The sequence below is a fragment of the Paraburkholderia sp. genome (assembly GCF_050742655.1).
Taxonomy (GTDB): domain Bacteria; phylum Pseudomonadota; class Gammaproteobacteria; order Burkholderiales; family Burkholderiaceae; genus Paraburkholderia.
The window spans coordinates 90,671-112,999 of the sequence record NZ_JBOIGG010000021.1 but is presented as its reverse complement, the minus strand read 5'-3'; the positions used below and the strand labels follow the sequence as shown (position 1 = coordinate 112,999).

At 64.8% G+C, this 22,329-nt stretch carries 21 protein-coding genes and 1 pseudogene; 11 read left to right on the top strand and 11 right to left on the bottom strand.

Annotated features, from left to right (window positions below):
• Nucleotides 1-62: 62 nt before the first annotated feature.
• The 5 genes from ACREXZ_RS25710 to ACREXZ_RS25690 all read right to left on the bottom strand — a co-directional run bounded on the left by ACREXZ_RS25710 (nt 63) and on the right by ACREXZ_RS25690 (nt 5,080).
• Nucleotides 63-1,073 (bottom strand): ABC transporter permease, encoded by a 1,011-nt coding sequence (locus tag ACREXZ_RS25710; RefSeq protein WP_431766940.1) that lies wholly within the window; start codon nt 1,071-1,073, stop codon nt 63-65.
• Entirely contained in the window at nt 1,066-2,136 is a 1,071-nt protein-coding gene (locus ACREXZ_RS25705; protein ID WP_431766939.1) for an ABC transporter permease, read from the bottom strand. Before ACREXZ_RS25705 ends, ACREXZ_RS25710 begins: the two co-directional genes overlap by 8 nt.
• The gene (locus ACREXZ_RS25700) at nt 2,133-3,662 is read right to left on the bottom strand and encodes a sugar ABC transporter ATP-binding protein (protein ID WP_431766938.1); all 1,530 of its coding nucleotides are present in this window, start codon (nt 3,660-3,662) and stop codon (nt 2,133-2,135) included. Before ACREXZ_RS25700 ends, ACREXZ_RS25705 begins: the two co-directional genes overlap by 4 nt.
• Before the next feature lie 62 nt (nt 3,663-3,724).
• Complete coding sequence (locus tag ACREXZ_RS25695; protein WP_431766937.1) at nt 3,725-4,618, bottom strand: amidohydrolase family protein; 894 nt, start codon at nt 4,616-4,618, stop codon at nt 3,725-3,727.
• 135 nt (nt 4,619-4,753) lie between these two features.
• Entirely contained in the window at nt 4,754-5,080 is a 327-nt protein-coding gene (locus tag ACREXZ_RS25690) for an L-rhamnose mutarotase (protein ID WP_431766936.1), read from the bottom strand.
• 161 nt (nt 5,081-5,241) lie between these two features.
• On the opposite strand from ACREXZ_RS25690, the gene ACREXZ_RS25685 reads away from it, so the two are divergent.
• The gene (locus ACREXZ_RS25685; RefSeq protein ID WP_431766935.1) at nt 5,242-6,192 is read left to right on the top strand and encodes a LysR family transcriptional regulator; all 951 of its coding nucleotides are present in this window, start codon (nt 5,242-5,244) and stop codon (nt 6,190-6,192) included.
• Between the two features lie 14 nt (nt 6,193-6,206).
• Here the strand turns inward: ACREXZ_RS25685 and ACREXZ_RS25680 are convergent, their stop codons facing one another.
• The 4 genes from ACREXZ_RS25680 to ACREXZ_RS25665 all read right to left on the bottom strand — a co-directional run bounded on the left by ACREXZ_RS25680 (nt 6,207) and on the right by ACREXZ_RS25665 (nt 10,425).
• Complete coding sequence (locus ACREXZ_RS25680) at nt 6,207-6,989, bottom strand: SDR family NAD(P)-dependent oxidoreductase (protein ID WP_431766934.1); 783 nt, start codon at nt 6,987-6,989, stop codon at nt 6,207-6,209.
• A gap of 19 nt (nt 6,990-7,008) precedes the next feature.
• Nucleotides 7,009-8,187, bottom strand: coding sequence for an L-rhamnonate dehydratase (gene rhmD / locus ACREXZ_RS25675; RefSeq protein WP_431766933.1), 1,179 nt, complete (start codon nt 8,185-8,187; stop codon nt 7,009-7,011).
• A 61-nt stretch (nt 8,188-8,248) separates the two neighbouring features.
• The gene (locus ACREXZ_RS25670) at nt 8,249-9,586 is read right to left on the bottom strand and encodes an MFS transporter (protein ID WP_431766932.1); all 1,338 of its coding nucleotides are present in this window, start codon (nt 9,584-9,586) and stop codon (nt 8,249-8,251) included.
• A gap of 74 nt (nt 9,587-9,660) precedes the next feature.
• The gene (locus tag ACREXZ_RS25665) at nt 9,661-10,425 is read right to left on the bottom strand and encodes an SDR family NAD(P)-dependent oxidoreductase (RefSeq protein WP_431766931.1); all 765 of its coding nucleotides are present in this window, start codon (nt 10,423-10,425) and stop codon (nt 9,661-9,663) included.
• Nucleotides 10,426-10,608: 183 nt separating this feature from the next.
• Between ACREXZ_RS25665 and ACREXZ_RS25660 the strand changes: the two genes are divergently transcribed.
• Nucleotides 10,609-10,977, top strand: a complete 369-nt coding sequence (locus ACREXZ_RS25660) for an ArsR/SmtB family transcription factor (protein WP_431766930.1) — start codon at nt 10,609-10,611, stop codon at nt 10,975-10,977.
• The gene (locus ACREXZ_RS25655; protein ID WP_431766929.1) at nt 10,949-11,434 is read left to right on the top strand and encodes an SRPBCC family protein; all 486 of its coding nucleotides are present in this window, start codon (nt 10,949-10,951) and stop codon (nt 11,432-11,434) included. The genes ACREXZ_RS25660 and ACREXZ_RS25655 overlap by 29 nt, the downstream gene beginning before the upstream one ends.
• A 28-nt stretch (nt 11,435-11,462) precedes the next feature.
• On the opposite strand, the pseudogene ACREXZ_RS25650 reads toward ACREXZ_RS25655, so the two are convergent.
• Nucleotides 11,463-11,609, bottom strand: a pseudogene (locus ACREXZ_RS25650) (DinB family protein); the annotation flags it as partial.
• A 512-nt stretch (nt 11,610-12,121) separates the two neighbouring features.
• Here ACREXZ_RS25650 and ACREXZ_RS25645 point away from each other — a divergent pair.
• From ACREXZ_RS25645 to ACREXZ_RS25610, 8 genes are all read left to right on the top strand, one after another.
• Entirely contained in the window at nt 12,122-12,592 is a 471-nt protein-coding gene (locus ACREXZ_RS25645; RefSeq protein ID WP_431766928.1) for a FecR family protein, read from the top strand.
• Nucleotides 12,589-13,206, top strand: coding sequence for an OmpA family protein (locus tag ACREXZ_RS25640; RefSeq protein ID WP_431766927.1), 618 nt, complete (start codon nt 12,589-12,591; stop codon nt 13,204-13,206). Before ACREXZ_RS25645 ends, ACREXZ_RS25640 begins: the two co-directional genes overlap by 4 nt.
• Nucleotides 13,207-13,258: 52 nt before the next feature.
• Entirely contained in the window at nt 13,259-14,755 is a 1,497-nt protein-coding gene (locus ACREXZ_RS25635) for a CHASE2 domain-containing protein (RefSeq protein ID WP_431766926.1), read from the top strand.
• A gap of 89 nt (nt 14,756-14,844) precedes the next feature.
• A complete protein-coding gene (locus ACREXZ_RS25630; RefSeq protein ID WP_431766925.1) occupies nt 14,845-15,204 on the top strand; it encodes a DUF2946 domain-containing protein in 360 nt (119 codons plus the stop codon).
• Between the two features lie 77 nt (nt 15,205-15,281).
• Nucleotides 15,282-17,669 (top strand): TonB-dependent receptor, encoded by a 2,388-nt coding sequence (locus ACREXZ_RS25625; protein WP_431766924.1) that lies wholly within the window; start codon nt 15,282-15,284, stop codon nt 17,667-17,669.
• Nucleotides 17,670-17,683: 14 nt separating this feature from the next.
• Entirely contained in the window at nt 17,684-19,195 is a 1,512-nt protein-coding gene (locus ACREXZ_RS25620; protein ID WP_431766923.1) for a PepSY-associated TM helix domain-containing protein, read from the top strand.
• Nucleotides 19,196-19,231: 36 nt separating this feature from the next.
• Complete coding sequence (locus ACREXZ_RS25615) at nt 19,232-19,678, top strand: copper chaperone PCu(A)C (protein ID WP_431766922.1); 447 nt, start codon at nt 19,232-19,234, stop codon at nt 19,676-19,678.
• A gap of 70 nt (nt 19,679-19,748) precedes the next feature.
• Nucleotides 19,749-20,237, top strand: coding sequence for a dihydrofolate reductase (locus ACREXZ_RS25610; protein ID WP_431766921.1), 489 nt, complete (start codon nt 19,749-19,751; stop codon nt 20,235-20,237).
• A 5-nt stretch (nt 20,238-20,242) separates the two neighbouring features.
• Here the strand turns inward: ACREXZ_RS25610 and ACREXZ_RS25605 are convergent, their stop codons facing one another.
• Nucleotides 20,243-22,201, bottom strand: a complete 1,959-nt coding sequence (locus tag ACREXZ_RS25605; protein ID WP_431766920.1) for a methyl-accepting chemotaxis protein — start codon at nt 22,199-22,201, stop codon at nt 20,243-20,245.
• Nucleotides 22,202-22,329 lie beyond the last annotated feature (128 nt).

Genomic DNA, 22,329 nt, shown 5'->3' with positions numbered 1-22,329 from the left:
TCTGGGTAATCGGACAAGATGTCCGAAGGTGTAATGCGATGTTTCTTCTTAAGCACCACTGTTTATGGCGATCCTGCCGCGATAAGCCGCCGGTCACGCCGCGCCCGCCAGCGCGCGGCGAGATTCGGAATCAGCACCGACGCAAGCAGCAGCGCGCCGGTGACGATCGTCAGCACTTCGCTCGACACGTCGACGAGCGTCAGCGCATTGCGCAGCACGCCGACGATCAGCAACGACAACAGCACGCCGATCATCGAGCCGCGTCCGCCGAAGATGCTGACGCCGCCGAACAGCACGGCCGCGATCACCGACAGCTCGAAGCCCTCGCCGTTGTCGCCGCGCGCGCTCGTGAAGCGCAACGTGTAGATCACGCCCGCGAGCGCGCTGACCGCGCCGGACAGCACGAACAGCTTGAGCCGCACGCGCGCGACGTCGATGCCGGAGAACGCCGCCGCGGTCGGGTTCGCCCCGATCGCGAACAGACTGCGGCCGAACGCGGTGGCCTGCAGCAGCACGGTGAACAGCACCGCGCAGACGATCACGATCGCGAACGGCAGCGGGATAAACGTCGCGCCGAGCGAATTCATTCCGAACGCCGTGTACCCCGGCGGAAAATCGGCGACGGCCTGATCGCCGAGCAGCACGTACGCCAGCCCGCGAAACAGCGCGAGCGTGCCGATCGTCACCGCGAGCGAAGGCAGGTTCAGTTTCACGATCACGAGGCCGTTCAACAGCCCCGCAAGCGCGCCTGCGACGATCGAGAGTGCGATCGCCGCGGGCATCGGCACGCCCATGTGCCACAGCACGCCGAGCAGCGCGCTCGACGCGCCGAGCACCGATGCAACCGACAGATCGATATCCGCGGCGACGATGATGAGCGTCATCGGCAGCGCCATCAGCGCGACTTCGGTCAGATCGGCGAGCACGTTGCCGAGATTCGCACCCGACAGGAATTCGGGCGACAGCACGCGGCCGAGTATCAGCGCGAGCACGAGCAACACTGCGAGCAGCGTTTCCCAGTGCAGCGGGATCGACGGGCGTCGCAGGCGCAGCGCGGAATCTGGTTTAGCCATGATCGCGTTTCCTCATCATCCGTTTCGCCACCGAGCGCGCGAGCAAGGTATCGGCCGCAATCGCGATGACGATCAGCGCACCCTGGATCGCCTGCTCCCAGAACGGCGACACGTGTAGCACGACCAGCGCGATGCTGATCACACCGAGCACAAGTGCGCCGAGCGTCGCGCCGAGAATCGTGCCGACGCCGCCGGTGATCGCGACACTGCCGACCACCGCCGCCGCGACCACCTGCAGCTCGATGCCCTTCGCGGTGCTCGCGTCGACGGTGCCAAAGCGCGCGAGCCACAGCGCGCCGGCAAAGCCCGCGATCGCACCGGAAATCAGGAAACCGGCCATCACACGACGCTCGACCGCGACGCCCGCGAGACGCGCGGCTTCCGGGTTCGAACCGATCGCATAGTGTTCACGGCCGCCGCGGAACTGCTTTAGATAGGTTGCAAGCACGAGCAGAACGACCGCGGCGATCAGCGCGAGCACCGGGACGCCGGCGAGCGTGCCGGTCGCGAGTCGCGAGAACGCTTCGGGCAGACTCGTCGCGTTGATCTGACCGCCATGTACCCACGCGTAGTCCGCGCCGCGGAAGATGTACAGCGTCGACAGCGTCGCGACCAGCGACGGCACGCGACCCACCGCGACCAGCAGCGCGTTGATCCCGCCCGCGACGAGACCGATCGCGAGCCCCGCCGCGAGCGCGACGAGCACCGGCATGTGCGGGAACGCGACGTACAGGCTGCCCACCGCGTAAGCGCTGACACCGACCGTCGAGCCCACCGACAGATCGATGTGACGCATCAGGATCACGACCGTCATCCCCGCGGTCAGCAGGCTGATGATCGATACATTGAGCAGCACGTCGCGGAGATTCTGTAGATTCAGGAACTGCGGTTTCGCGAGCGCTGTGCCGGCGATCAACAGGATCAGCACGACGAACAACGTCGTCTCGCGGCTTGCGGCGAGTGCAGCCGCGAAGCCACTTGCGCCGCCGCGACGCGCGCGTTGATGGGTAGCTCCGTTTTGCGGATCGAGTGCGGCCGGACGCGTGGTCGAATTGCGCATCATGCCGCGTGCCCCAGCGGCGCGCCGCTCTGCCCGAGCGCCGCGCTCATGATGCGTTCCTCGGTCGCGTCCGCACGCGCGATCTCCGCACTGATCCGGCCTTCGTGCATCACCAGCACGCGGTCGGCCATGCCGAGTACTTCGGGCAGTTCGCTCGAGATCATCAGCACCGCCATGCCCTCGCGCACCAGTTCGGCGAGCGCGCCGTAGACCTCCGCTTTCGCGCCGACGTCGATACCGCGCGTCGGTTCGTCGATGATCAGCACCTGTGGATGCGTCGCGAGCCATTTGCCGAGCACGACCTTCTGCTGGTTGCCGCCCGACAGCGTGCCGGCCGGCGCAGCCGGGTCGCTTGCCTTCAGTTGCAGCCGCGTGCCCCAGCGGGTCGCGAGTTCGGTTTCGCGGCGCGCCGAGATCAGACCGAAGCGCACGAGCCGTCCGAGCACCGTCATCGACGCGTTGCGCGCGATGCTCAGTTCGAGCGCGAGGCCCTGCTGCCGCCGGTCTTCGGGCACGAGCGCGAGACCCGCCGCGACCGCCGTAGCAGGACGTCCCGGCGCGAGCCGTTTGCCCGCGATGCGGATTTCGCCCCCATCGAGCGGATCGATGCCGAAGATCGCGCGCGCCACTTCGCTGCGGCCCGCGCCGACCAGCCCCGCGAGCGCGACGATCTCGCCTGCGCGCACCTCGAACGACACGTCGCGGAACACGCCCGTGCGCGTCAGGCCGCGCACCGCGAGCCGCACGTCGCCGGGCGGCACGTCGGCCTTCGGATAGAACGTCGCGAGATCGCGGCCGACCATCTTCGCGACGATCGCGGCAGTGGTGAGGTCGGCGGTCGGCGCGTCGAATACCTTGGCACCGTCGCGCATGATCGTCACGTGCTGCGTGAGCGTGAACACTTCGTCGAGCCGGTGCGTGATGAACAGGATCGCGACGTCGCGATCGCGCAGCCGCCGCACGATCGCAAACAGTCGCTCGACTTCGGGCAACGACAGCGCCGCGGTCGGCTCGTCCATGATCAGCACGTTCGCGTTCAGCGACAGCGCCTTCGCGATCTCGATCACCTGCTGATCGGCGATCGACAGGCCGCGCACCAGACGGTCCGCGTGCAGATCGACGCCCAGCGACGCGAGCAACGTATCGACCTCGCGATGCATCTCGTCGTAGCGGATGCGCCCTAGACGATCCACCGGCTGCCGGCCCATATAGATGTTTTCCGCGATCGACAGATCGAAGAACAGCGTCGGCTCCTGATAGATCACCGCGATGCCCGCATCGCGCGCCTGCGCCGGCGTCGTGAATTCACGTGGCTCGCCGTCGATGCGCAGTTCGCCCGTGTCCGCGCGATGCACGCCCGCGAGAATCTTCACGAGCGTCGACTTGCCCGCGCCGTTCTCGCCGAGCAGCGCGTGGACCTCGCCGCTACGCAGCACGAGTTCGCCGTCGCTGAGTGCGCGCACGCGGCCGAACGACTTGCTCGCGTGGATCAGTTCGAGCCGCGGCACGGCGGGGGTCGGTTGCTGCACTGGCTTGTCTCCTTTGTTGTGCGGCTGATTGTGTTTTTGAATGCGGTGTTCAGATGCAGTTTTCAGATTCGATAAACACGTTCCGCGTTGCGGACAAACAGCGCCGCGCGTTCGTCGTCGCTCGCACCCGCGACGATCGCGGCGTACGCGTGCCACAGCGCCGCGTACGTGCCGAACAACCGGTCCACCGGGAAGTTCGACGCGAACATTGCGCGCGAGGCGCCGAACGCATCGATCGTTTCGAGCACATACGGACGCAGACTTTCGACGGTCCAGCGATGATCGAACATCGCAAGCCCGCTGATCTTCACTGCGACGTTCGGACAGGCGGCCAGCGTCCGCAGTCCATCGCGCCACCCGCGATAACCGGCCACGCTGTCGCGGTCGACGAACATCCCTGCGTGATTGACGACGAACTGCGTGTCCGGATGTACACGTGCGAGTGCGGCCGCGTCGTCCATCTGCGATGGGTACAGCTGCAGATCGAACGACAAACCGTAGTGACGCAGCAACGAGAACCGCTCGCGCCACACGGGCTCGCGCATGAAATGCCGGCCCACGTAGTCGTACAGCTTGTTTCCGTGCACGTTGAGGATCTGCCGCACGCCGCGCGTATTCGCGAACGACGCGTGCGCTTCGAGCACCGCTTCCGCGTCTGCCGCCGCGAGGTCCACCCACGCGACGATGCCGTTCGGCATTCCACGCGAGGCGGGCGTGTCTGCAATCTGTTGCAGCCAGCGCGTTTCCTCGACAGGGTTCGCGGGATCGTGATTCGCTTCGACGTGCACGATCTTCAGAACGTCGATCTCGGCTGCGTCGGCGAGCAGATGTTCGAGCCGGTAGTCGTGGCGCAACGCGCGTGCATCGCCGACGAACGACACGCCGGGGTTTTCGAGCCACGGGTAGCGATGTGTCTGCAGGTCCCATAGATGGATGTGCGGATCGACTACTTGCATGAAGCTCTCCTGTGTCGACCAGAGTTAGCGCTTTAGCGCTTACTCTGGTCCCATGTCGGAGTTGGCGCTGTCGACCAGAGTTGGCGCTTTAGCGCTTACTCTGGTCCCATGCGCTTACTCCGGCGGTCGACCCTATTAGCGGTTCCCCGCAGAAAGCTCGAAGACCGGCACGAGCGGCTGCTGAAGCGGCGCATGATTCGGCGCCGTGTGCATGATGTCGGCCATCGCGTCCCACCATTTGCGCATCACGGGCAGATCGGGCAGCGCGTCCATCGTGTGATCGTCGGTGCGCGTGAGCACGGCGAACAGCGCGTCGGTCGATTCGTCGAGAAAGATACGGTAGTCGCGCACGCCCGCGCTGTGCAGCGCATCGACGAGTTCCGGCCAGATCTCGCGGTGCCTGCGCGCGTATTCTTCGCGCATGCCGGGGTTGAGCGTCATCCGGAAAGCGATCGTTTCCATGGGGGTTTGTCTCCAATCTCTTCTAGTCTCTGTTTCTGTTTCCGGCGCTCTCTCGACGAAGCGCCTCAACCGACTATAATTCCGCGGTCGATAGCGTCTCAATCCGTTGTTGGGATTGGTCGATCCAGAAACCGAATCGCGCAGTTCCCATCCCAGATCCCATGAATCACCAAGCCTCAACGGTCGCTCTCGTCAATCGTCTCAAGTTCAAGCACCTCGCACTGCTCGTCGCGCTCGACGACGCACGCAACGTCCATCAGGCCGCCGACGCGATCAACGTCGCGCAGCCAAGCGCGAGCCGGATGCTCGGCGACATCGAGGAAGCGTTCGGCTTCCTGCTGTTCGAGCGCAACGCGCGCGGCATGCAGCCGACGCCACTTGGCGTCGTCACGCTCGCGTACGCGCGGCGCGCGCTCGCGGAACTCACGCGCTTTGCCGAAGACCTCGACGTCAAGCGCAAAGGCGGTCACGGCCAGCTTACGGTCGGCGCGATCATGGGCGCCGCGCCCGATCTGCTCGCAATGGCCGTCGCATCGCTGAAGACCGAACGGCCGCTGCTGAACGTGCGAATCCTCGGCGAAACCAGCGACCAGGTCGTGCAACTGCTGCACCGCCGCGAAGTCGATCTCGCGCTTGGCCGTCTGACGTCGCCGCTGCAGCACAACGACTTCGGCTTCGAACCGCTTGCGCGCGAAACGCTCGTGCTCGTGGTCCGCACACGGCATCCGCTCGCGTCCACGCGTAGCGTCGCGTTGCGCGAACTGATCGACTGGCCGTGGGTCGCGCAACCGCTGACCAGCCCCGCGCGCGTGCTGTTCGAAGAGGAACTCGCGCGCGCCGGCCTCGCGACGCCGGTCAATCTCACCGAATGCGCGTCGATCTTCGCGACGCTGCAACTGCTCGAAAACTTCGACGCGGTCGCGATGCTGCCCGAGTCCGTCGTGCGCGATCACGTGCGCGGCAAACTGCTGGTCGCGCTGCCGATCGAGATCGGCAAGAGCCTGCCCGGCTTCGGCATCCTCACGCGCAAGGGCGAAGCACTCGCCGAGCCCGCCGAGCATTTCGTCGGTCTGCTGCGGCGCTTTTCGCAGCCGTTCGACACGCCCCGCTAGGCGTTCTACCTCATTCATTGCAGATTCACGAACAGCCCGCCGTCCACCAGCAACGCCGCGCCGGTCACGTAGCGGGCCTTGTCCGACGCGAGAAACACCACGCAGTCCGCGACATCCTCCGGCGTGCCGAGACGACCGAGCGGAATGCGCTTTTCGAAGTACGCTTTCTTCGTTTCGTCGGCGAGATCTTCCGCATTCAGGTCGGTCGCGATCGTGCCGGGCATCACCGAATTGCAGCGAATTCCGTATGGCCCGAGCGCAATCGCGCACGACTGCATCAGCGAATGCACGCCGGCTTTCGTCGGCGTGTAGTGCGTCTGCATGCCGCCGCCCACCAGTGCACTGATCGAACTCGTCGCGACGATCGCGCCGCCGTGGCCCTGCTCTTTCATCTGCCGCGCGGCCGCCTGCGTTACGTAGAACGCGCCGTTCAGGTTCACGCCGACCGTGCGTTCGAGCACCGATGGCGGCATGTCGAGAAACGCGTGGAACGGGCAGATACCTGCGTTGCTCGCGAGCACGTCGACCTTGCCGAACGCATCGACGGTCTGGCGCACGAGATCGATACCCGTCTGCGGCGCCGCGACGTTGCCCTCGACGGCGATCGCGCGACGTCCGAGCTGTTCGATCTCGGCAAGCACTTCGCCGATTGCCGAACGCCGGCCGTACGATGCATCGTTGTCGCCCCAGTAGTTGATCGCGACGTCCGCACCCTGCGCCGCGCACGCGACCGCGATCGCCCGGCCGATGCCGCGCGATCCCCCTGTCACGATGACCGCCTTGTCCTTGAGCAGCACTGCGTGCCTCCTCGCGTGGTTAGTGTTGATACGGCCGTACGAGCGCGCAATCCGGATTGAGCCGCACGCCGAAGCCCGGTGTGTCCGGCACCTTCATCCGGCCGTTCACGGGCACCGGCTCGTCGAGCAAAAGCGGCGTGAACATCGGCACAACTTCGTCGGCTTTCGGCGCCATCATCAGGAACTCGGCGAACGGCGAGTTGTGCCGCGTGACGACGAAGTGATAGCTGTACACCGACGACCCGTGCGGCACGACCATCGTGTTGTGCGCGTCCGCGAGCGCGGAAATGCGGATCAACTCGGTGATGCCACCGCACCAGCCGACGTCCGGCTGGATGAAATCGCAGCACTCCATTTCGAGCAGCATCCGGAAGCCCCAGCGCGTCGCCTCGTGTTCGCCGGTCGACACCATCATGCCGCGCGGCACGTTGCGGCGCAGTTCGGCGTAACCCCAGTAGTCGTCGGGTGGCAGACATTCCTCGAGCCACTTGATCCCGTATTCGTGCGCCGCGTGCGCGAGCCGCGTCGCGTAGCGCACGTCGAGACTCATCCAGCAGTCGACCATCAGCCAGAAGTCGTCGCCGACGCGGCTGCGCATCTCCGCGAGCTTCTCGATGTTCTTGCGGAGTCCCTCCTCGCCTTCCGCGGGACCGTGCTGCAGCGGCAGCTTGCCACCGATAAAGCCCATCTCCTTCGCGAGATCGGGCCGTGCGCCGGTCGCGTAGAACGTCAGCTCGTCGCGTACCGGGCCGCCCAGCAGCTGGTACACGGGCTCCTTGCGGACCTTCGCGAGCAGGTCCCACAGAGCAAGATCGACGCCCGAAATTGTGTTCAGCACGATGCCCTTGCGGCCGTAGTAGAGCGTCGCGTAGTACATCTGATCCCACATCTTCTCGATGTCGGTGACAAGCTGCCCTTCGAGAAAACGCGCGAGATGCCGCTCGACGATGAACGCGCCGATCTCGCCGCCGGTCGTCACGCCGAAGCCGACGGTGCCGTCGCTCGCCTCGATCTCGACGACGAGCGTACCCAGCACGTTGATGCCGAACGACTGCCGGCTCTGCCGGTACTCGGGATAGCGCGCCATCGGCGTCGCGATGTGATCGTCGATCCAGTGGCCGTCGGCCTGGTCGTGATAGTCGGCGCCGCCGCCGCGAACGATGAAGGCACGCACGTGCCGGATGGTTGGCATGACCATGTCGATGAACTCCGTAGTGCAGTCTTTTGGTGTCTCGTAGTGTTTCGTATCACCCGCCGCGCTATGCGGACCGGTGCAACGCTGACGCCGTCTCCGCGCGCCGTTCGCGCCCGGTCACGCCGATCAGCAGCGCGGCCAGCAGGCTCGCCGCGCCGAGCACGACGAGTCCCGCGGACGTCGATTGCCACGCGTGCTCCGCGACCGTGCGCAGCGTCGGCGCGATGAAGCCGCCGAGTCCGCCGAGCGAATTGATCAATGCGATGCCGCCCGCGGCTGCAGCGCCCGTCAGATAGCGTGTGGGCAAAGTCCAGAACAGCGGCTGCGCGGCGATGAAGCCGCTCGCCGCGCAACACAGCGCGAGCAACCCGACGAGCGGGCTGTGCGTGAGCCCCGACACGCCGATGCCAAGTCCTGCCAGCACCAGCAACGCGACAGCCCAGCCGCGATGACCGCCACGACGATCGGCGCGGCGCGGCACCCACGCAGTGACCGCGACCGCGCACAGCCACGGCAGCGCGGTGACGAGTCCGACGCGCAGGCCAACCTTCGTGCCGAGCAACGCTGCGACCTGTTGCGGCAGATAGAAGATCACGCCGTACACGCTGATCTGGATCAGCAGATAGATCAGCGACAGCATCAGCACGCGACGATCGAACAGCGCGGCAAGCACGCTGCGTGGCCCGTGTATAGAGGCAGCCTGCGCATCGCTGGCCAGTGCCGCGCGCAGCACATCGCGCTCACCGGCATCGAGCCAGCGCGCGTCGTCGGGGCGATTGTCGAGAAAACGGAACGCCCACACGCCAACCGCCGACGCGAGGCCGCCTTCGATGAGAAACAGCCACTGCCAGCCCGCGAGCCCGAACGCGCCGTGCAGATCGAGCAGCAGACCTGACAGCGGGCTACCGAAAATAAACGCGAGCGGCGCGCCGAAATAGAACACACCGACCGCACGCGCTCGAGCCGCCTGCGGGAACCAGTGCGTGAGGTAATAGATGATGCCGGGGAAGAAGCCGGCCTCCGCGACGCCGAGCAGGAAACGCAGCCAGTAGAACGCGGTCGGCGTGTGCGCAAACGCCATCGCCGCCGACACGATGCCCCACGTGACCATGATTCTGCACATCCAGATGCGCGCGCCGACGCGATGCAGCAGCAGGTTGCTCGGCACCTCGAACAGCGCATAGCCGATGAAGAACACGCCGGCGCCAAATGCAAACGCTGCGTCGGACAAACCCGTGTCGTGCTGCAGCGCCTTTTGCGCGAAGCCGATGTTCGCGCGGTCGAGAAACGCGAGCACGTACATCAGCAGCAGAAACGGCAGCAGACGCCGCATCACATGGCTGACGGTGGCTTCGAGCGGGGCCGCTGTGACGGCGGGTTGCGCGTTCACTTGCGCGTTCATGAGGGCTCCGGGCGGGACGCCTGGTGGTGTACGTTCGATGGCTGCGATAACGGCGGGCGAGTTCTCGCCTGGTCTTAGTAAGTCGCGCGGCCGCCTGACAGATCGAACACCGCGCCTGTGCTGAACGCGCAGTCCTCCGACGCGAGCCAGAGAATCAGCGACGCGGCCTCGTCGGGCAACAGGAAACGGTTCATCGGGATTTTCGACAGCATGTAGTCGATGTGCTCCTGCGCCATCGAATCGAAGATCTCGGTCTTCGCTGCAGCCGGCGTCACGGCGTTGACGAGGATGTTGCTGGTCGCGAGTTCCTTGCCGAGCGACTTCGTGAGACCGATCAGCCCGGCCTTCGATGCGCTGTAGTGCGACGCGTTCGGATTGCCCTCCTTGCCCGCCACCGACGCGATGTTGACGATGCGCCCGTAGCCTTGCTTGAGCATCTGCGGGACGATCGCGCGCGACGTGAGAAACGGGCCGATCAGATTGACATCGATCACGCGGCGCCAGAGGTCGGGCTCGAGCTCCCACGTCTTGCCGTTGCCGCCGGTGATGCCCGCGCAGTTGATCAGCACGTCGATCCGTTGATGCCGCGCGATGGTTGCAGCGGTCGCGGCGGCCACCGAGCGTTCGTCGGTGAGCTCGACCGTCGCCGATGACACGTCACCTGGCTCGGCCACGAGTTTGGCCAATTCGCGCTCGCTGCTCGCGAGCCGGTCGGCGTCGACGTCCCACAGCGACACCGCCGCGCCCGAGCGCAGCGCGCGCTGCGCGACCGCATAGCCGATGCCGCGCGCGCCGCCTGTGATCACGACGACGCGTCCCTCCAGATCGATCCGGTTCATGCTGTCTCCAATACTGTATTTATCTGCGGATGACGGCCAATATACGAGCCGTTCGCGACCACCACAATTCAAGTATCGGATGAAGCGATAGCAAAAGCGGATTGTCTTGCGGACGATCTACATGTCCGTCGGTCCGGCTTACCGGGTTTCCCCTCCCGCCGCATTTGTTCTATACTTAGCCATATGGCTAACTATTCAACCGACGTCAGCGGCATCTTCCATGCCCTCGCCGACCCGACCCGCTGCGCGATCGTCAGTGCGCTGGGCCGTGGCGAGCAAAGCGTCTCCATGCTTGCCGCACCGTTCGACATGGCGCTGCCGTCGTTCATGAAGCACGTTTCATTGCTCGAACGCAGCGGGCTGATCCGGACGCGGAAGACGGGGCGCACGCGCACCTGCGAGCTGATGAGCGGAAGATTGTCTGAAGCCGAGCAATGGATAGCCGCGCAGCGAGCGATGTGGGAGGCACGATCCGACCGCATGGCCAGTTTTGTCGAACGCCTTCACCAACAGGAGCAACCTCATGCCAGCAAGCCACGCCGGTCACGCTGAAACCCGCGACCTCGTCATCTCGCGCGTGCTGCGCGCGCCGCGTGCGACGTTATGGCGCGCGTGGACCGAGCCCGATCTGCTCAAGGAATGGTGGTGTCCGCGGCCATGGACCACCGACGTGCTCGCCTTTGACCTGCGGCCCGGCGGCGCCTTCCATACCTTGATGAGTGGCCCCGACGGCGGCACGAGCGACAACCCCGGCTGCTTCCTCGAGATCGTGCCGCAAGCGCGCCTCGCGTTCACGTCGATGCTCGTCGCGGACTGGCGGCCGAATACACCGTGGCTCGGTTTCACTGCCGTGATCACGATGGCCGACGAAGGCGCGGGCACCCGTTACGAAGCTCGCGTCATGCACCCCGACGATGCCACTCGCGAACGTCATGAAACGCTCGGCTTCTTTGACGGCTGGAACACCTGCATCACGCAGCTCGACGATTTCGCGTCCTCGTTGCGCTGAACGTTCCGCGTGCGTCAAGTTGCTTGCATCACGTCGCGTATTCGAGAAAGTCCGTGATCGGATCGCGACCCGGCGCAATGCCCTTCGGCTGAAGCACCGAGCCCGCATTGCCTCGATGGTACGTTCCATGCAGGCGCACATGCAGAATGATCTCGCCTCGCCGCATGTGCGCCGGCTTGCCGCTCGTGAACGCGAAATCAAAAGGCTAATGAGTAGTAAAAAGATCGATCCGACAGGCAACTCGTAAAGTCACTGGCGACGCCGACTGAACGGATCCGTCGATGCCCTCTGCCGCTACAGTACCGACGGACATGGCCCAAACAATGGCGTGCCTTTCTGGCGCCCACTGCGTACTGGCTGGCTGCGCTATTGCAAAGGTTTTTTAACAGTGCTTAAATGGCGCGACATTGCCCATTAAAACTATAAAATCCGCTAAAAAATCCGGAAGAAATTGTTCCGTGGAGTTCGCGTTGCTTCATGGCAAAACAGTGACGATAAGCTTTCTGCTTCAATATGCTCGAAGTGTCGAATACCGAAAGCGGGTTACCCCCGCCCATTACGGCATCAATCCCTGACGTCGGCGCAGTAGCCGTGGCGTCGTGGTTGCGTCGCTCATCGCAACGTCGACATTGGAGACCCGCGCTGCCTCGCGGAAAATAACGGTTAGTACGCCATCAGGTGCCGGCCATGCCTATCCACGCCATCAAATACGCCTTGATTCTCGCCTGCGGATGCATGACTGTCGCCAATGCCGCAGTGGCCGCCGATGCTGCAGGCGTCATCAAGACCCTGAAGGGAACAGCGCATGTCGATCGGGCGGGCACAAGTTCGGACGCAGCCGTCGGCAGCGAGATCTACAGCAACGATCGCATTGTGACCGGCCCGGAATCTACTCTCGGCATCACCCTGCGTGACAATACCCTGCTTTCCGAAGGCCCCAATTCCATCCTCGACCTCAACAATTTCTCGTTCGACACGACGACCTATGACGGGGTGCTCGACGCCTCCATCAAACGCGGGTCCCTCGCCGTGATTGACGGAAAGCTGGCAAAGGCGAATCCGGATGCCGTGCGTTACAGCACACCGACCACCACGCTAGGTGTGCGTGGCACTGAATTCATCATCGAAGTCGGTGATAAAGGGGGACCTGTCCGTTGAAGGCTTTAATCCGAAGTCATCGGCTGGTATTCGGCGCGACACTCGCCGTACTGGCTTTCCTGTCCGGGTGTAGTTCGACGGTGGACAGAATTGTTTTATTGCCGGATCCGGATGGCAAAGCCGGAGCGGTCATCGTCCACAGTGCCACTGGCGAGCAAACAATCGACCAGGCCTACGCCGGGGTTAACGTCTCCAGGGATGGCACCATGGAAAAGACGATGGGTAGCCAATCGAGTGTGCAGGCGCGCTATGGCGAGCTACTCGCTGCCCGGCCTCCGCGCCCGATGACATTTACGATCAATTATCGCTTTGACTCCTCCACCGTATTGGCCCCGGAGTCAGTCGCCACGGTTGAAAAACTGAAAGCCGTCCTCGCGACCTGGCCAGCGCCTCACCTCGTGGTAGTGGGTCATACCGATCAGGCAGGTTCTCTGGCGTTCAATGACAGGCTGTCCAGGCGGCGGGCGCAGAGCGTTGCGGCGTTCCTGATCAAACAAGGTATTCCTGCCCGACAAATAGAGACTGCTGGCCGGGGCAAGCGCGATCCACTGGTGCCCACGGCAGATGGTGTTCCCAATCCGATGAACCGACGCGTAGTCATCGACATTCAATGATCGGGGCGATCCGTTACCGCGCCAGTCATCGACATTGAATGGCTTTACCTTCATGAAACGCTATAGCCGCCTGGTGCTTGTCTTCATCAAAGGGTTGCTGAGGGCGCGCAAAGGGCGTCCGGTGGCACTCGCGGTGCTGTTCTGCCTGGGCCTGCTCAATCTGTGCAGCGAATGGCCCAGCGACGTAGCACGTCCCGCTTTCGTGGACGTGCTCGACAACGTGACGCCGAACTCCTTCGGAATCGCCCGGCAACTTCTGTTCGACCACTATCAACGTCGCTTTCCACGCATTCCAGCCGCGCAGCCTGTGACCATTGTCCAGATCGACGAGAAAACGCTGGCAGCCGTCGGTCAATGGCCGTGGCCACGCAATCGACTCGCGGGTCTGGTCGATGCCATTGCGGCACAGAAACCGCTGGCGATCGGTCTCGACATTTACATGCCGGAGCCGGATCAAACCTCGCCCGACAAGGTCGCCGACAATCTGCCGAAAACGGCGGCGTCTCTCGCCGCCGGCTTGCGGGCCCTTCCCAGTCACGAAGCCATTCTCGCCAGATCGTTACGCGAGGCGCCGACCGTACTGGGTGCCGCGGCGTTCGATCATGCAGCCGTCTCCACCAGCACCGATATGCGAAGCGCTCCGATCCTCGTGCATGGCACCGACCCACTGCACCGTGTGGAACGGTTCGATTATGTGCTCGCCAGCCTGCCGGAATTGCAGACGGCGGCACACGGGCAGGCGATGCTAAACGTTGCGCTGGAGCAAGGCGTGGTCCGGCGTGTTCCCCTCATCATGGGTTTGGGCGAGAAACTGGTCCCCAGTCTGCCGATAGAAATGCTCCGCGTCGCCACGGGCTCATCGGCGATCGACGTGTTCGCCGAGGCATCGGGCGTGCAGGCGGTGGGTGTCGCGGACGTGCAGGTGCCCACGCAGCCCGACGGTGACATGTGGCTGCATTTCGCGTCCATCCGGTCGACGCAGAACCGCTACGTGTCCGCAAACGACATCCTGCAGGGAAAGGTCGATGCCGACCGCATCCGGAACAAGCTGGTGCTGGTCGGACTGACCGGCACCGGCCTGACCGACATGCGCACGACCCCGCTAGGGGAACTGGTGCCGGGTATCGAAATTCAGGCTCAGGTCATCGAGACGATTTTCGAGGGACATTTCCTCCGTCGCCCCGCCTGGCTGAAATGGGCAGAAACCGCCTTCATCATGGTGTTCGGCCTGCTGATCATCTGGTATGTGCCAAGCACTCACTCGCGGCTTGCGGTATTCATGAGTGCTGTACCCAAGGCATCCGCCATTCTGGGCATCACCCTGAATCTGCTGATTCTTTCGAGCGGTCTCGTGCTTTTCAGGTATTTCGGGCTACTGGTCGATGCGGCCTCGATTTTCATTATCCTGTCGGCCGTCATGGGCTGCTTCTTTTCAACTGCGTTGCTGCACGACGACACACGGACCAAACCGGATGTCGCGCAGGCAAAGGTGCCTGAAGGCGGCAACGACCGTGCCGACAGCAAACCGCCTGGTGCTGACGTAGCGTGACAGCAGCGGACACGACGAGCGCGATCGCCCTCGACTGGTCCACCACCAATTCGAGTGATACACTGCGACGCGCAATCGCGTCCTTCACCATGATCCTCGACACTCGCAAACACCTGACCGCATGGCTTGGCATTCTTGCCATGTGCCTGATCGTGTTCGTGCCGGTGATCAGCCAGCTGGTGATGTCGGCGCGTGCGAACGAGCCGGTCGCCGCGATCTGTTCGGCTACCCAGCCAGACGGTGGCAGCCAGCATGCCGCTGACCCGCTCGCCGCCTGCGGCTACTGCGATCTGCTCTGCACCCACGCCGCGATGCCGTCGGTCGCACCGGTCGTCGCCCCGGTGCTCACGCTGATCGTGCTCGCCGCGGTCCCCCTGCTGTCCACCCGCTTCACTCCGCTCGGCGCCTTCCCGTCCGGGCGCCCCCGCGACCCACCCTTCGCTTCCTGATCGCCACGGTCAGCCGCTTCCGACGCGCCCATTGAAGGCGCGCGCGGCTGTTCTTCCAACGACCATCAGGAATGTCCATGCTGCACTTCGCCTTGCGAAGCCTGTCGCGACGCGCGCGCCACGGCGCACGCTGCGCGACGCTCGGGCTGTTGCCCCTGTCGTGCGCGACACCGTTCGCGCTCGCGTCCTCATCCGCATTTGCGGAGAGTCCCGGTACGTCTGACCCCGCGGCCTCATCCGCTACGTCTACCGCCACGCTGCCCGTAGTCGTCGTCACAGCAGGCAGCGGAAGCGGCACGGCCACGCGCCCCGTGCTCGATCCGAACCTGCCCGCGTCCAGCGAAACGATCACGCGCAGCCAGTTCGAAAACTGGAACGTCGTCAATACCGAAGACGTGCTGAAGTACCTGCCGAACCTCGCGGTGCGCAAGCGCTTCATCGGCGACCTCAATTCGATCATCGCGGTGCGCGGCACGAGCAACACGCAAAGCGCGCGCGGCCTCGTCTATGCGGACGGCCTGCTGCTGTCGAACCTGCTCGGCAACAGCTATTCGTTTCCACCGCGCTGGTCGATGGTCGCGCCCTCGGAGATCCGCCAGGTCGATGTGATCTACGGTCCGTTTTCCGCGCTCTATCCGGGCAATTCGCTCGGCGCGACGGTGCTGATCACCACGCGTATGCCGACCAGATTTGAAGCCGATGCCGACGTGAAAGCGTTCACGCAGCACTTCAGCCTGTTCGGCGTGAACCGCAACTTCAACGGCAGCGAGGCGAGCGCGTCGATCGGCAACCGGATCGGCAAGTTCTCGTTCACGCTCGGCGTGAATCACCTCGAGAACACGAGCCAGCCGCTGCAGTTCGCGACGCTCGCGAAATCGACGACCCCCGCAAAGCCGGGCGACGTGCCCGTCAGCGGCGCATCGTTCTACAACAACCAGACCGGCGTCCCGACCGCGGTGCTCGGCGTGAACGGCGAAGGCATCGAGCACACGGTGCAGGACCAGTTCAAGCTGAAGATGCAGTACGACTTCACGCCGACGCTGCAAGGCGGCTTCACGCTCGGCTACTGGCACCAGACGTACGACAGCCAGACCTCGACGTTCCTGTTCGACGCAAACGGCAATCCGGTGTACAGCGGCAAGGTCGCGATCGGCGGCTACGAGTACAACATCCCGGCCGCCGCGCTCGCACCGAGCCTCGGTCACAGCGAGAACTGGCTGTACGGCGCGTCGCTGAAAACACGTCATGCGACCGGCTGGAACGGCGAAGCGATCGCGTCGTACTACGACGTCAGCGACAGCGTTGCGCGTACCGCGAGCGCGGGCGGTCCAGGCAACGGGCCGGGCCTCGTCACGTTCGGCGACGGCACCGGCTGGAAAACACTCGACCTGAAAGCGACCTACACGCCAGCCGTGCCCGACGCGGGTCTCCTGAACCATGCGCTGACCTTCGGTTATCACTACGACAACTACGTCATCGACAACGAGACCTACAACACGTCCGCGTGGCGCGATGGCTCGAACGGCAGTCTCGCGAACGCGTTCGCGGGACGCACACAGACACAGGCCGTGTATGCGCAGGACGCATGGCGCTTTCTGCCGCGCTGGAAGTTCGTCTACGGCGTGCGTTACGAGGACTGGCGTGCGTACGACGGTGCGCAGTCGCTTGGCAGCACGCGTCTGCCGTATGCGGGCGCGGACCAGCATCACTTTTCGCCAAAGGCGTCGCTGTCGTTCGACGTCACCGACGACTTGACGCTGCGTGCGTCGATTGGTCGCGCGTACCGCTTCCCGACCGCCAGCGAACTGTTCCAGGGGCAAATCACCGGCTCGTCGATCGTCAACAACAATCCGAACCTGAAGCCCGAGGACGACCTCTCGAAAGAGCTGACCGCCGAATGGGCGCACTGGAACGGACTGTTTCGGTTGTCGCTGTTTCAGGACGACGTGAAGAACACGATCTTCAGCCAGACCGACACGACGGTGATCCCGAACGTGACCAGTTTCCAGAACATCGGCGAGGTGCGCTCGCGCGGCATCGAAACGAGCTACCAGGGGCAGGACGTCGGGCTGCGCGGACTCGATCTGATCGCGAGCATCGCGTACACGCAGTCGAAGATTCTCGCCAACGCGCAGAACCCCGCAACGGTCGGCAAATACTTCTACCGCATTCCGCTATGGCGCGCGAACGTCGCGGCGACGTACCGCATCGACGACCGCTCGGCGGTGACGCTTGCCGCGCGCTATTCGGGTCGCCAGTACAACACGCTGACCAACGCCGACACGAACCCGAACGTGTTCGGCGGCACCAGCACGTACATCGTCGCGGACGCGAAGTTCACGTTCCGGCCGACGAAGCAGAGCGAGATCGGCATCGGCGTCGACAACATTTTCGACGCCCGCTATTTCGTCTATCACCCTTACCCGGGCCGCACCTTCTATGTCGAAGGCCGGCTGCGGATGTGAACGAGGAGCACGCCATGTCTACTTCTTCGATGCGCGATTCGAGTCGCTCCGTTGTTTCATCCACTGCGACTCTGCCAGGCCGCGGCTACCGGACGCTATGGCGCTGGCACTTCTACGCAGGCCTGTTCGTGATGCCGTTCCTCGTGATCCTCGCGATCACGGGCACGGTGTACTGTTTTCAGCCGCAGATCGAACCGCTGCTGTACCCGCATCGACTGATCGTCACGCCGCAATCGACGCCACGTCTGACCGAAGACGCGCTGCTCGCGAAAGCACGCGCCGCGCTGCCGCCTGGCTCGACGGCCGTCGCCGCACGCATCGCGACGGCGCCCGATCGCAGCGCCGAGTTCGTGTTCCGCGTGCCGCACGGCGGCAAGGAGAGCGTCTATCTGAATCCGTACGACGGTACGGTACTCGGCACGCTGTCGGTCGAGCGCCGCTTCATGCAGGTCGACCGGATGATCCATCGCAAGCTGCTGCTCGGCAAACCGGGCGAGCTGCTGATGGAGCTGGTCGCGTGCTGGACGCTCGTGATGATCGCGACTGGCATCGCGCTGTGGTGGCCGCGAGCGGGTGCGACATTGCGTGGCGCGCTGCTGCCGCGTCTGTCGCTGCCCGGCCGCGCGCGCTGGAAGAGTCTTCATGCGGCGCTCGGGATCTGGCTCGCCGTGGGCGCGGTGGCGTTCGTGCTGACCGGGTTGCCGTGGACGGGCTCGTGGGGCAAGCAGCTCAAATCGCTTGCGACGAGTGTTAACCTCGGCTCGCCGCCAGGTGCATGGGGTGGGTCCACGCTGCATTCGACGCGGCCAGGTGCGACTGCGATGCCTGCTACGCAGCATGCGTCGTCGGATATGGACTCGATGCCCGGCATGACGATGGACGATCTGCCGCTGTCGAACGTGCCATGGGCCACGGGCGCGGTGCCGGTGCCGCACTCGCCCGATGCGCCTGCGGCAGCTAAAGACGCCGAGCCCGTCGCTGCAGGGACAGCATGGCCGCTCGCACGAGTCGTCGAGTCGCTGCGCGCGCTCGGCCTGACCGGCGGCTACGACATTGCGCTGCCGACGTCGCCGGATGGCGTCTTCGCGGTATCGTACTTCCCGTCCGATCCGCAGCAGGAGCGCACGCTCTATCTCGACCAGTACAGCGGCGCGGTGTTGAAGGACATCCGCTATCGCGACTACGGTGCGGTGTCGAAGGCCGTGTCGTACGGCACGTCGCTGCACATGGGGCGCTACTTTGGGCTGGCGAACCAGATCGTGTGCACGGTGCTGTCGCTTGGGCTTGCAACGATGGCCGTGACCGGCTTCGCGATGTGGTGGATGCGTCGACCGTCACGCGTGCAACGTACGCAGGGCGTGCTCGCCGCGCCGGCACGCGAACGCGCGGCGCCGCCGATGCGTGGCTGGCAGGCCGGGCTCGTACTGCTCGGCATCGTATTTCCGTTGATGGGCGCGACGCTCGTCGTCGTGTGGCTTGCTGATCGTCTCGTGTTCGGCCGCACGCCTGACCCCATCGCGTCTTGACCGTACCATGGCATTTATTTCCCGGAGAGCAACACCATGAACCTTTCGATGAAAACCTTGCTGGTCGCCACGCTGTGCGGCACGACCGTCCCCGCGCTCGCCGCCGCCCCGTCCGCGATGATGGTCTCGGACTGCTGGATTCGCGCACTGCCGGGCAACCTGCCGTCGGGCGGCTACTTCAGTGCAATGAACATGAGCGACAAGTCCATCGACCTGACCGGCGTGACGAGCGACGCGTTCGGCATGGCGATGCTGCATCAGACGCAGAGCAACGGCAGCACGTCGTCGATGGCGATGATCGACCATGTGGCCGTGCCGGCCGGCGGCACGCTGGCGTTCGCGCCGGGCAACTATCACGTGATGCTCGAACAGCCGCGCAAGCCGCTGAAGGTCGGCTCGACGGTGCCGCTGATGTTTATGTTCAGCGATGGCGAGAAGGTGGTTGCGCAGTGTGCGGTGAAGAATGCGTCGGCGATGAAGTAGCGGCGACGGTGCGACGCGGCATGGCGTCGCGCCGTAAAATAATCGCCGGTCCACGCAACCCGAGGCAACGATGCTGGAAGGCAAGCAGATCGTGATGGTCGCCGCGACGGCGGTCAATCGCGTGATCGGTAGCGGAAACGATATCCCGTGGAAGATTCCCGGCGAGCAGAAGCGTTTCCGCGAACTGACCGTGCGGCAACTCGTCGTGATGGGACGCAAGACGTATGAATCGATCGGCAGGCCGCTGCCGGATCGCGACGTCGTCGTGATTGGCACGCAGGCTCGCGATATTGCGGGTGCGCGATGCGTCGCGTCGTTCGCCGAAGCGTCGGCGGCGATTGCAGCGGACCCGCGACCGCAGGCGCTGATCGCGGGCGGCCAGCAGATCTACGCGATGTTCATGCCGTACGCGGACCTCGTGCACCTGACTGAAATCGATCTGCAGGTGGATGGTGACGCGCATTTCCCCGCGCTGCCCGCCGACTTCGTGATGATCGACAGCGTCGAGGTGCGCGGCGCGACGCCGTATCGCTACCGCACGTATGCTCGCTCTCGCTGATTACGCTAATCCAGCCGGAACGCACTCACCGCCTGCGCGAGCCGCGCCGCCTGCTCGCGCAGATCCGCGGCCGCATGCTCGGCCGCGCCGACGAGCGACGCGTTCTGCTGCGTCGCTTCGCCGATCTGCGTGACAGCGAGGTTCACCTGTTCGATGCCGCCCGACTGCTCACGCGATGCGACGCCGATGTCGGCCATGATCGTGCGCACCTTCTCCACTCGTTCGACGATCGCCTGCATCGTCGTGCGTGCATCGCCAGCGATCCGGTAACCCACATCGACCTTGCCGACCGAATCGGCGATCAGCGCGTCGATCTCCTTCACCGCGGCGGCGCTGCGCTGCGCGAGCGCGCGCACTTCGCCGGCCACCACCGCGAAGCCCTTGCCGTGCTCGCCCGCGCGCGCCGATTCGACGGCCGCGTTTAGCGCGAGGATGTTGGTCTGGAACGCGATACCTTCGATCACCGCCGTGATGTCGGCGATCTTCTGCGCCGACCGGTTGATCTCGCCCATCGTCGACACGACGCGCTCGACCGCCGCGCCGCCGTCGAGCGCCGCTTGCGCCGCGCTCTCGACGAGCGTGTTGGCCTGCGCCGCGTGCGCCGCGTTCTGCTGGACCGTCGACGTCAGTTGCTCCATGCTCGCGGCCGTTTCCTCCAGGCTGCTCGCCTGCGTCGCGATCCGTGCGGCGATGTCGCCGCTGCCGGTCGCGATCCGTTCGGTGCCGTCGGTCATGTCGGCCGACGCGCCGCGCACCTGCGCGACGATCTTCGCGAGACCACGGCCGATGCCGTCGATCGCGAGCATCAGGCGGCCAATCTCGTCGCCACGCTCCTGCCCGTTCGCGACCCGCACGCTTAGATCGCCGGCCGCGAAACGCTCCGACGCTTTCGCCGCGGCATCGAGCGGCCGCGTGACGAGCGCGCGCACCGCGAACACGAACGCGGCCGCGAATGCGAGCACCAGCACGAAGCCGATCAGCAGGAAGCGGTTGCGCGTCGCGTCGATGCCGGCCATCAGTTCGTCGCGATACGCAACACCGCCAACCAGCCACTGCCACTCGGGCACGGTGACGAACACGGTGCGCTTGTCGCGCGCGCCTGTTTCGCCGAGCGTGCCGTCCGCCGACGCATACGACAGCTCGCCGTTGCCCGTTTCGAGCATCTGGCTGTACGGGCCGTTCGCGTCATCGGCGTGCTTGCCGGCCGCCGCGGGATGCACGAGGAACTGGCCACGGCCCGCGCCTTTCGATGCATCGATCACAAAGTAATAGCCGCTCGCGCCGATCTTCAGTCCGCGGATGTCGTCCTGCACGGCCGCGATTTCGCCGCTGACGTCGACGCCGACGAACAGCGCGCCGATCACGCGACCACTCGTGTCAGTCACCGGCCGGTACTGCGTGATGTACTGCTTGCCAAACAGTGTCGCGAGGCCGCTGAACGGCTGGCCCGCGACGATGCGCGCATACGCGGGCGCATTGCGGTCGAGCAGCGTGCCGATCGCGCGTGTGCCGTCCTGCTTCTTAAGCGACGTCGTCACGCGGATGAAGTCGTCGCCGGTGCGCGCGAACACGGTCGAGATCGCGCCGCTGCGCTCGAAGAACTGGTCGGGAATCGTGAAGTCGAGATTCAGCGGGCGATCGCCGGCCTTGAACGTGGGCGTCGCCGCGCCGCCGATGTCGACCTTCTGCGTTTCGTCGAGCGCGTACGGGCCCGGCAGAAAGCTCGCGAACAGCGTCATGAAGCGGTCGGCTTCGGCGATCAGGCCGCGGTTGTAGAGCGCGATCGTCTGCGCGACCGCGCGGTCCTCGCTACGCATTCTGGCAAGCGCTTCGTCGTTGACCTGGGTCGCAGCCGAATGGGTCAGCGCCCACGTGAATACGGCGAAAATCAGCGCGACCAGCGCACATGAAAAGAAAGCGAGTTTTGCGCCGATACCGGCGCCGCGCCACGAGCGGATGTGCATGAGTGATGTGTAGTTCGTACCGGAAAGCCCGGGAAACCCGGAAGACAGGCGGCTCCTCGCAAACGTGCCGCGCGGGGACGCCGGCAGGTAGCGGCACGGTCGCGCGGCAAACGTTTGCAGCAGTCGTT

Bases quoted from the DNA above. Each gene is read 5' to 3' on its own strand.
- ACREXZ_RS25635 (WP_431766926.1), top strand. From the start codon at position 13,259: ATGAAACGCTATAGCCGCCTGGTGCTTGTCTTCATCAAAGGGTTGCTG.
- ACREXZ_RS25670 (WP_431766932.1), bottom strand. From the start codon at position 9,586: ATGAACGCGCAAGTGAACGCGCAACCCGCCGTCACAGCGGCCCCGCTC.
- ACREXZ_RS25665 (WP_431766931.1), bottom strand. From the start codon at position 10,425: ATGAACCGGATCGATCTGGAGGGACGCGTCGTCGTGATCACAGGCGGC.
- ACREXZ_RS25710 (WP_431766940.1), bottom strand. From the start codon at position 1,073: ATGGCTAAACCAGATTCCGCGCTGCGCCTGCGACGCCCGTCGATCCCG.
- ACREXZ_RS25660 (WP_431766930.1), top strand. From the start codon at position 10,609: ATGGCTAACTATTCAACCGACGTCAGCGGCATCTTCCATGCCCTCGCC.
- ACREXZ_RS25690 (WP_431766936.1), bottom strand. From the start codon at position 5,080: ATGGAAACGATCGCTTTCCGGATGACGCTCAACCCCGGCATGCGCGAA.
- ACREXZ_RS25630 (WP_431766925.1), top strand. From the start codon at position 14,845: ATGATCCTCGACACTCGCAAACACCTGACCGCATGGCTTGGCATTCTT.
- ACREXZ_RS25685 (WP_431766935.1), top strand. From the start codon at position 5,242: ATGAATCACCAAGCCTCAACGGTCGCTCTCGTCAATCGTCTCAAGTTC.
- ACREXZ_RS25625 (WP_431766924.1), top strand. From the start codon at position 15,282: ATGCTGCACTTCGCCTTGCGAAGCCTGTCGCGACGCGCGCGCCACGGC.
- ACREXZ_RS25605 (WP_431766920.1), bottom strand. From the start codon at position 22,201: ATGCACATCCGCTCGTGGCGCGGCGCCGGTATCGGCGCAAAACTCGCT.
- ACREXZ_RS25705 (WP_431766939.1), bottom strand. From the start codon at position 2,136: ATGATGCGCAATTCGACCACGCGTCCGGCCGCACTCGATCCGCAAAAC.
- ACREXZ_RS25695 (WP_431766937.1), bottom strand. From the start codon at position 4,618: ATGCAAGTAGTCGATCCGCACATCCATCTATGGGACCTGCAGACACAT.
- ACREXZ_RS25615 (WP_431766922.1), top strand. From the start codon at position 19,232: ATGAACCTTTCGATGAAAACCTTGCTGGTCGCCACGCTGTGCGGCACG.
- ACREXZ_RS25645 (WP_431766928.1), top strand. From the start codon at position 12,122: ATGCCTATCCACGCCATCAAATACGCCTTGATTCTCGCCTGCGGATGC.
- ACREXZ_RS25655 (WP_431766929.1), top strand. From the start codon at position 10,949: ATGCCAGCAAGCCACGCCGGTCACGCTGAAACCCGCGACCTCGTCATC.
- ACREXZ_RS25610 (WP_431766921.1), top strand. From the start codon at position 19,749: ATGCTGGAAGGCAAGCAGATCGTGATGGTCGCCGCGACGGCGGTCAAT.
- ACREXZ_RS25620 (WP_431766923.1), top strand. From the start codon at position 17,684: ATGTCTACTTCTTCGATGCGCGATTCGAGTCGCTCCGTTGTTTCATCC.
- rhmD (WP_431766933.1), bottom strand. From the start codon at position 8,187: ATGGTCATGCCAACCATCCGGCACGTGCGTGCCTTCATCGTTCGCGGC.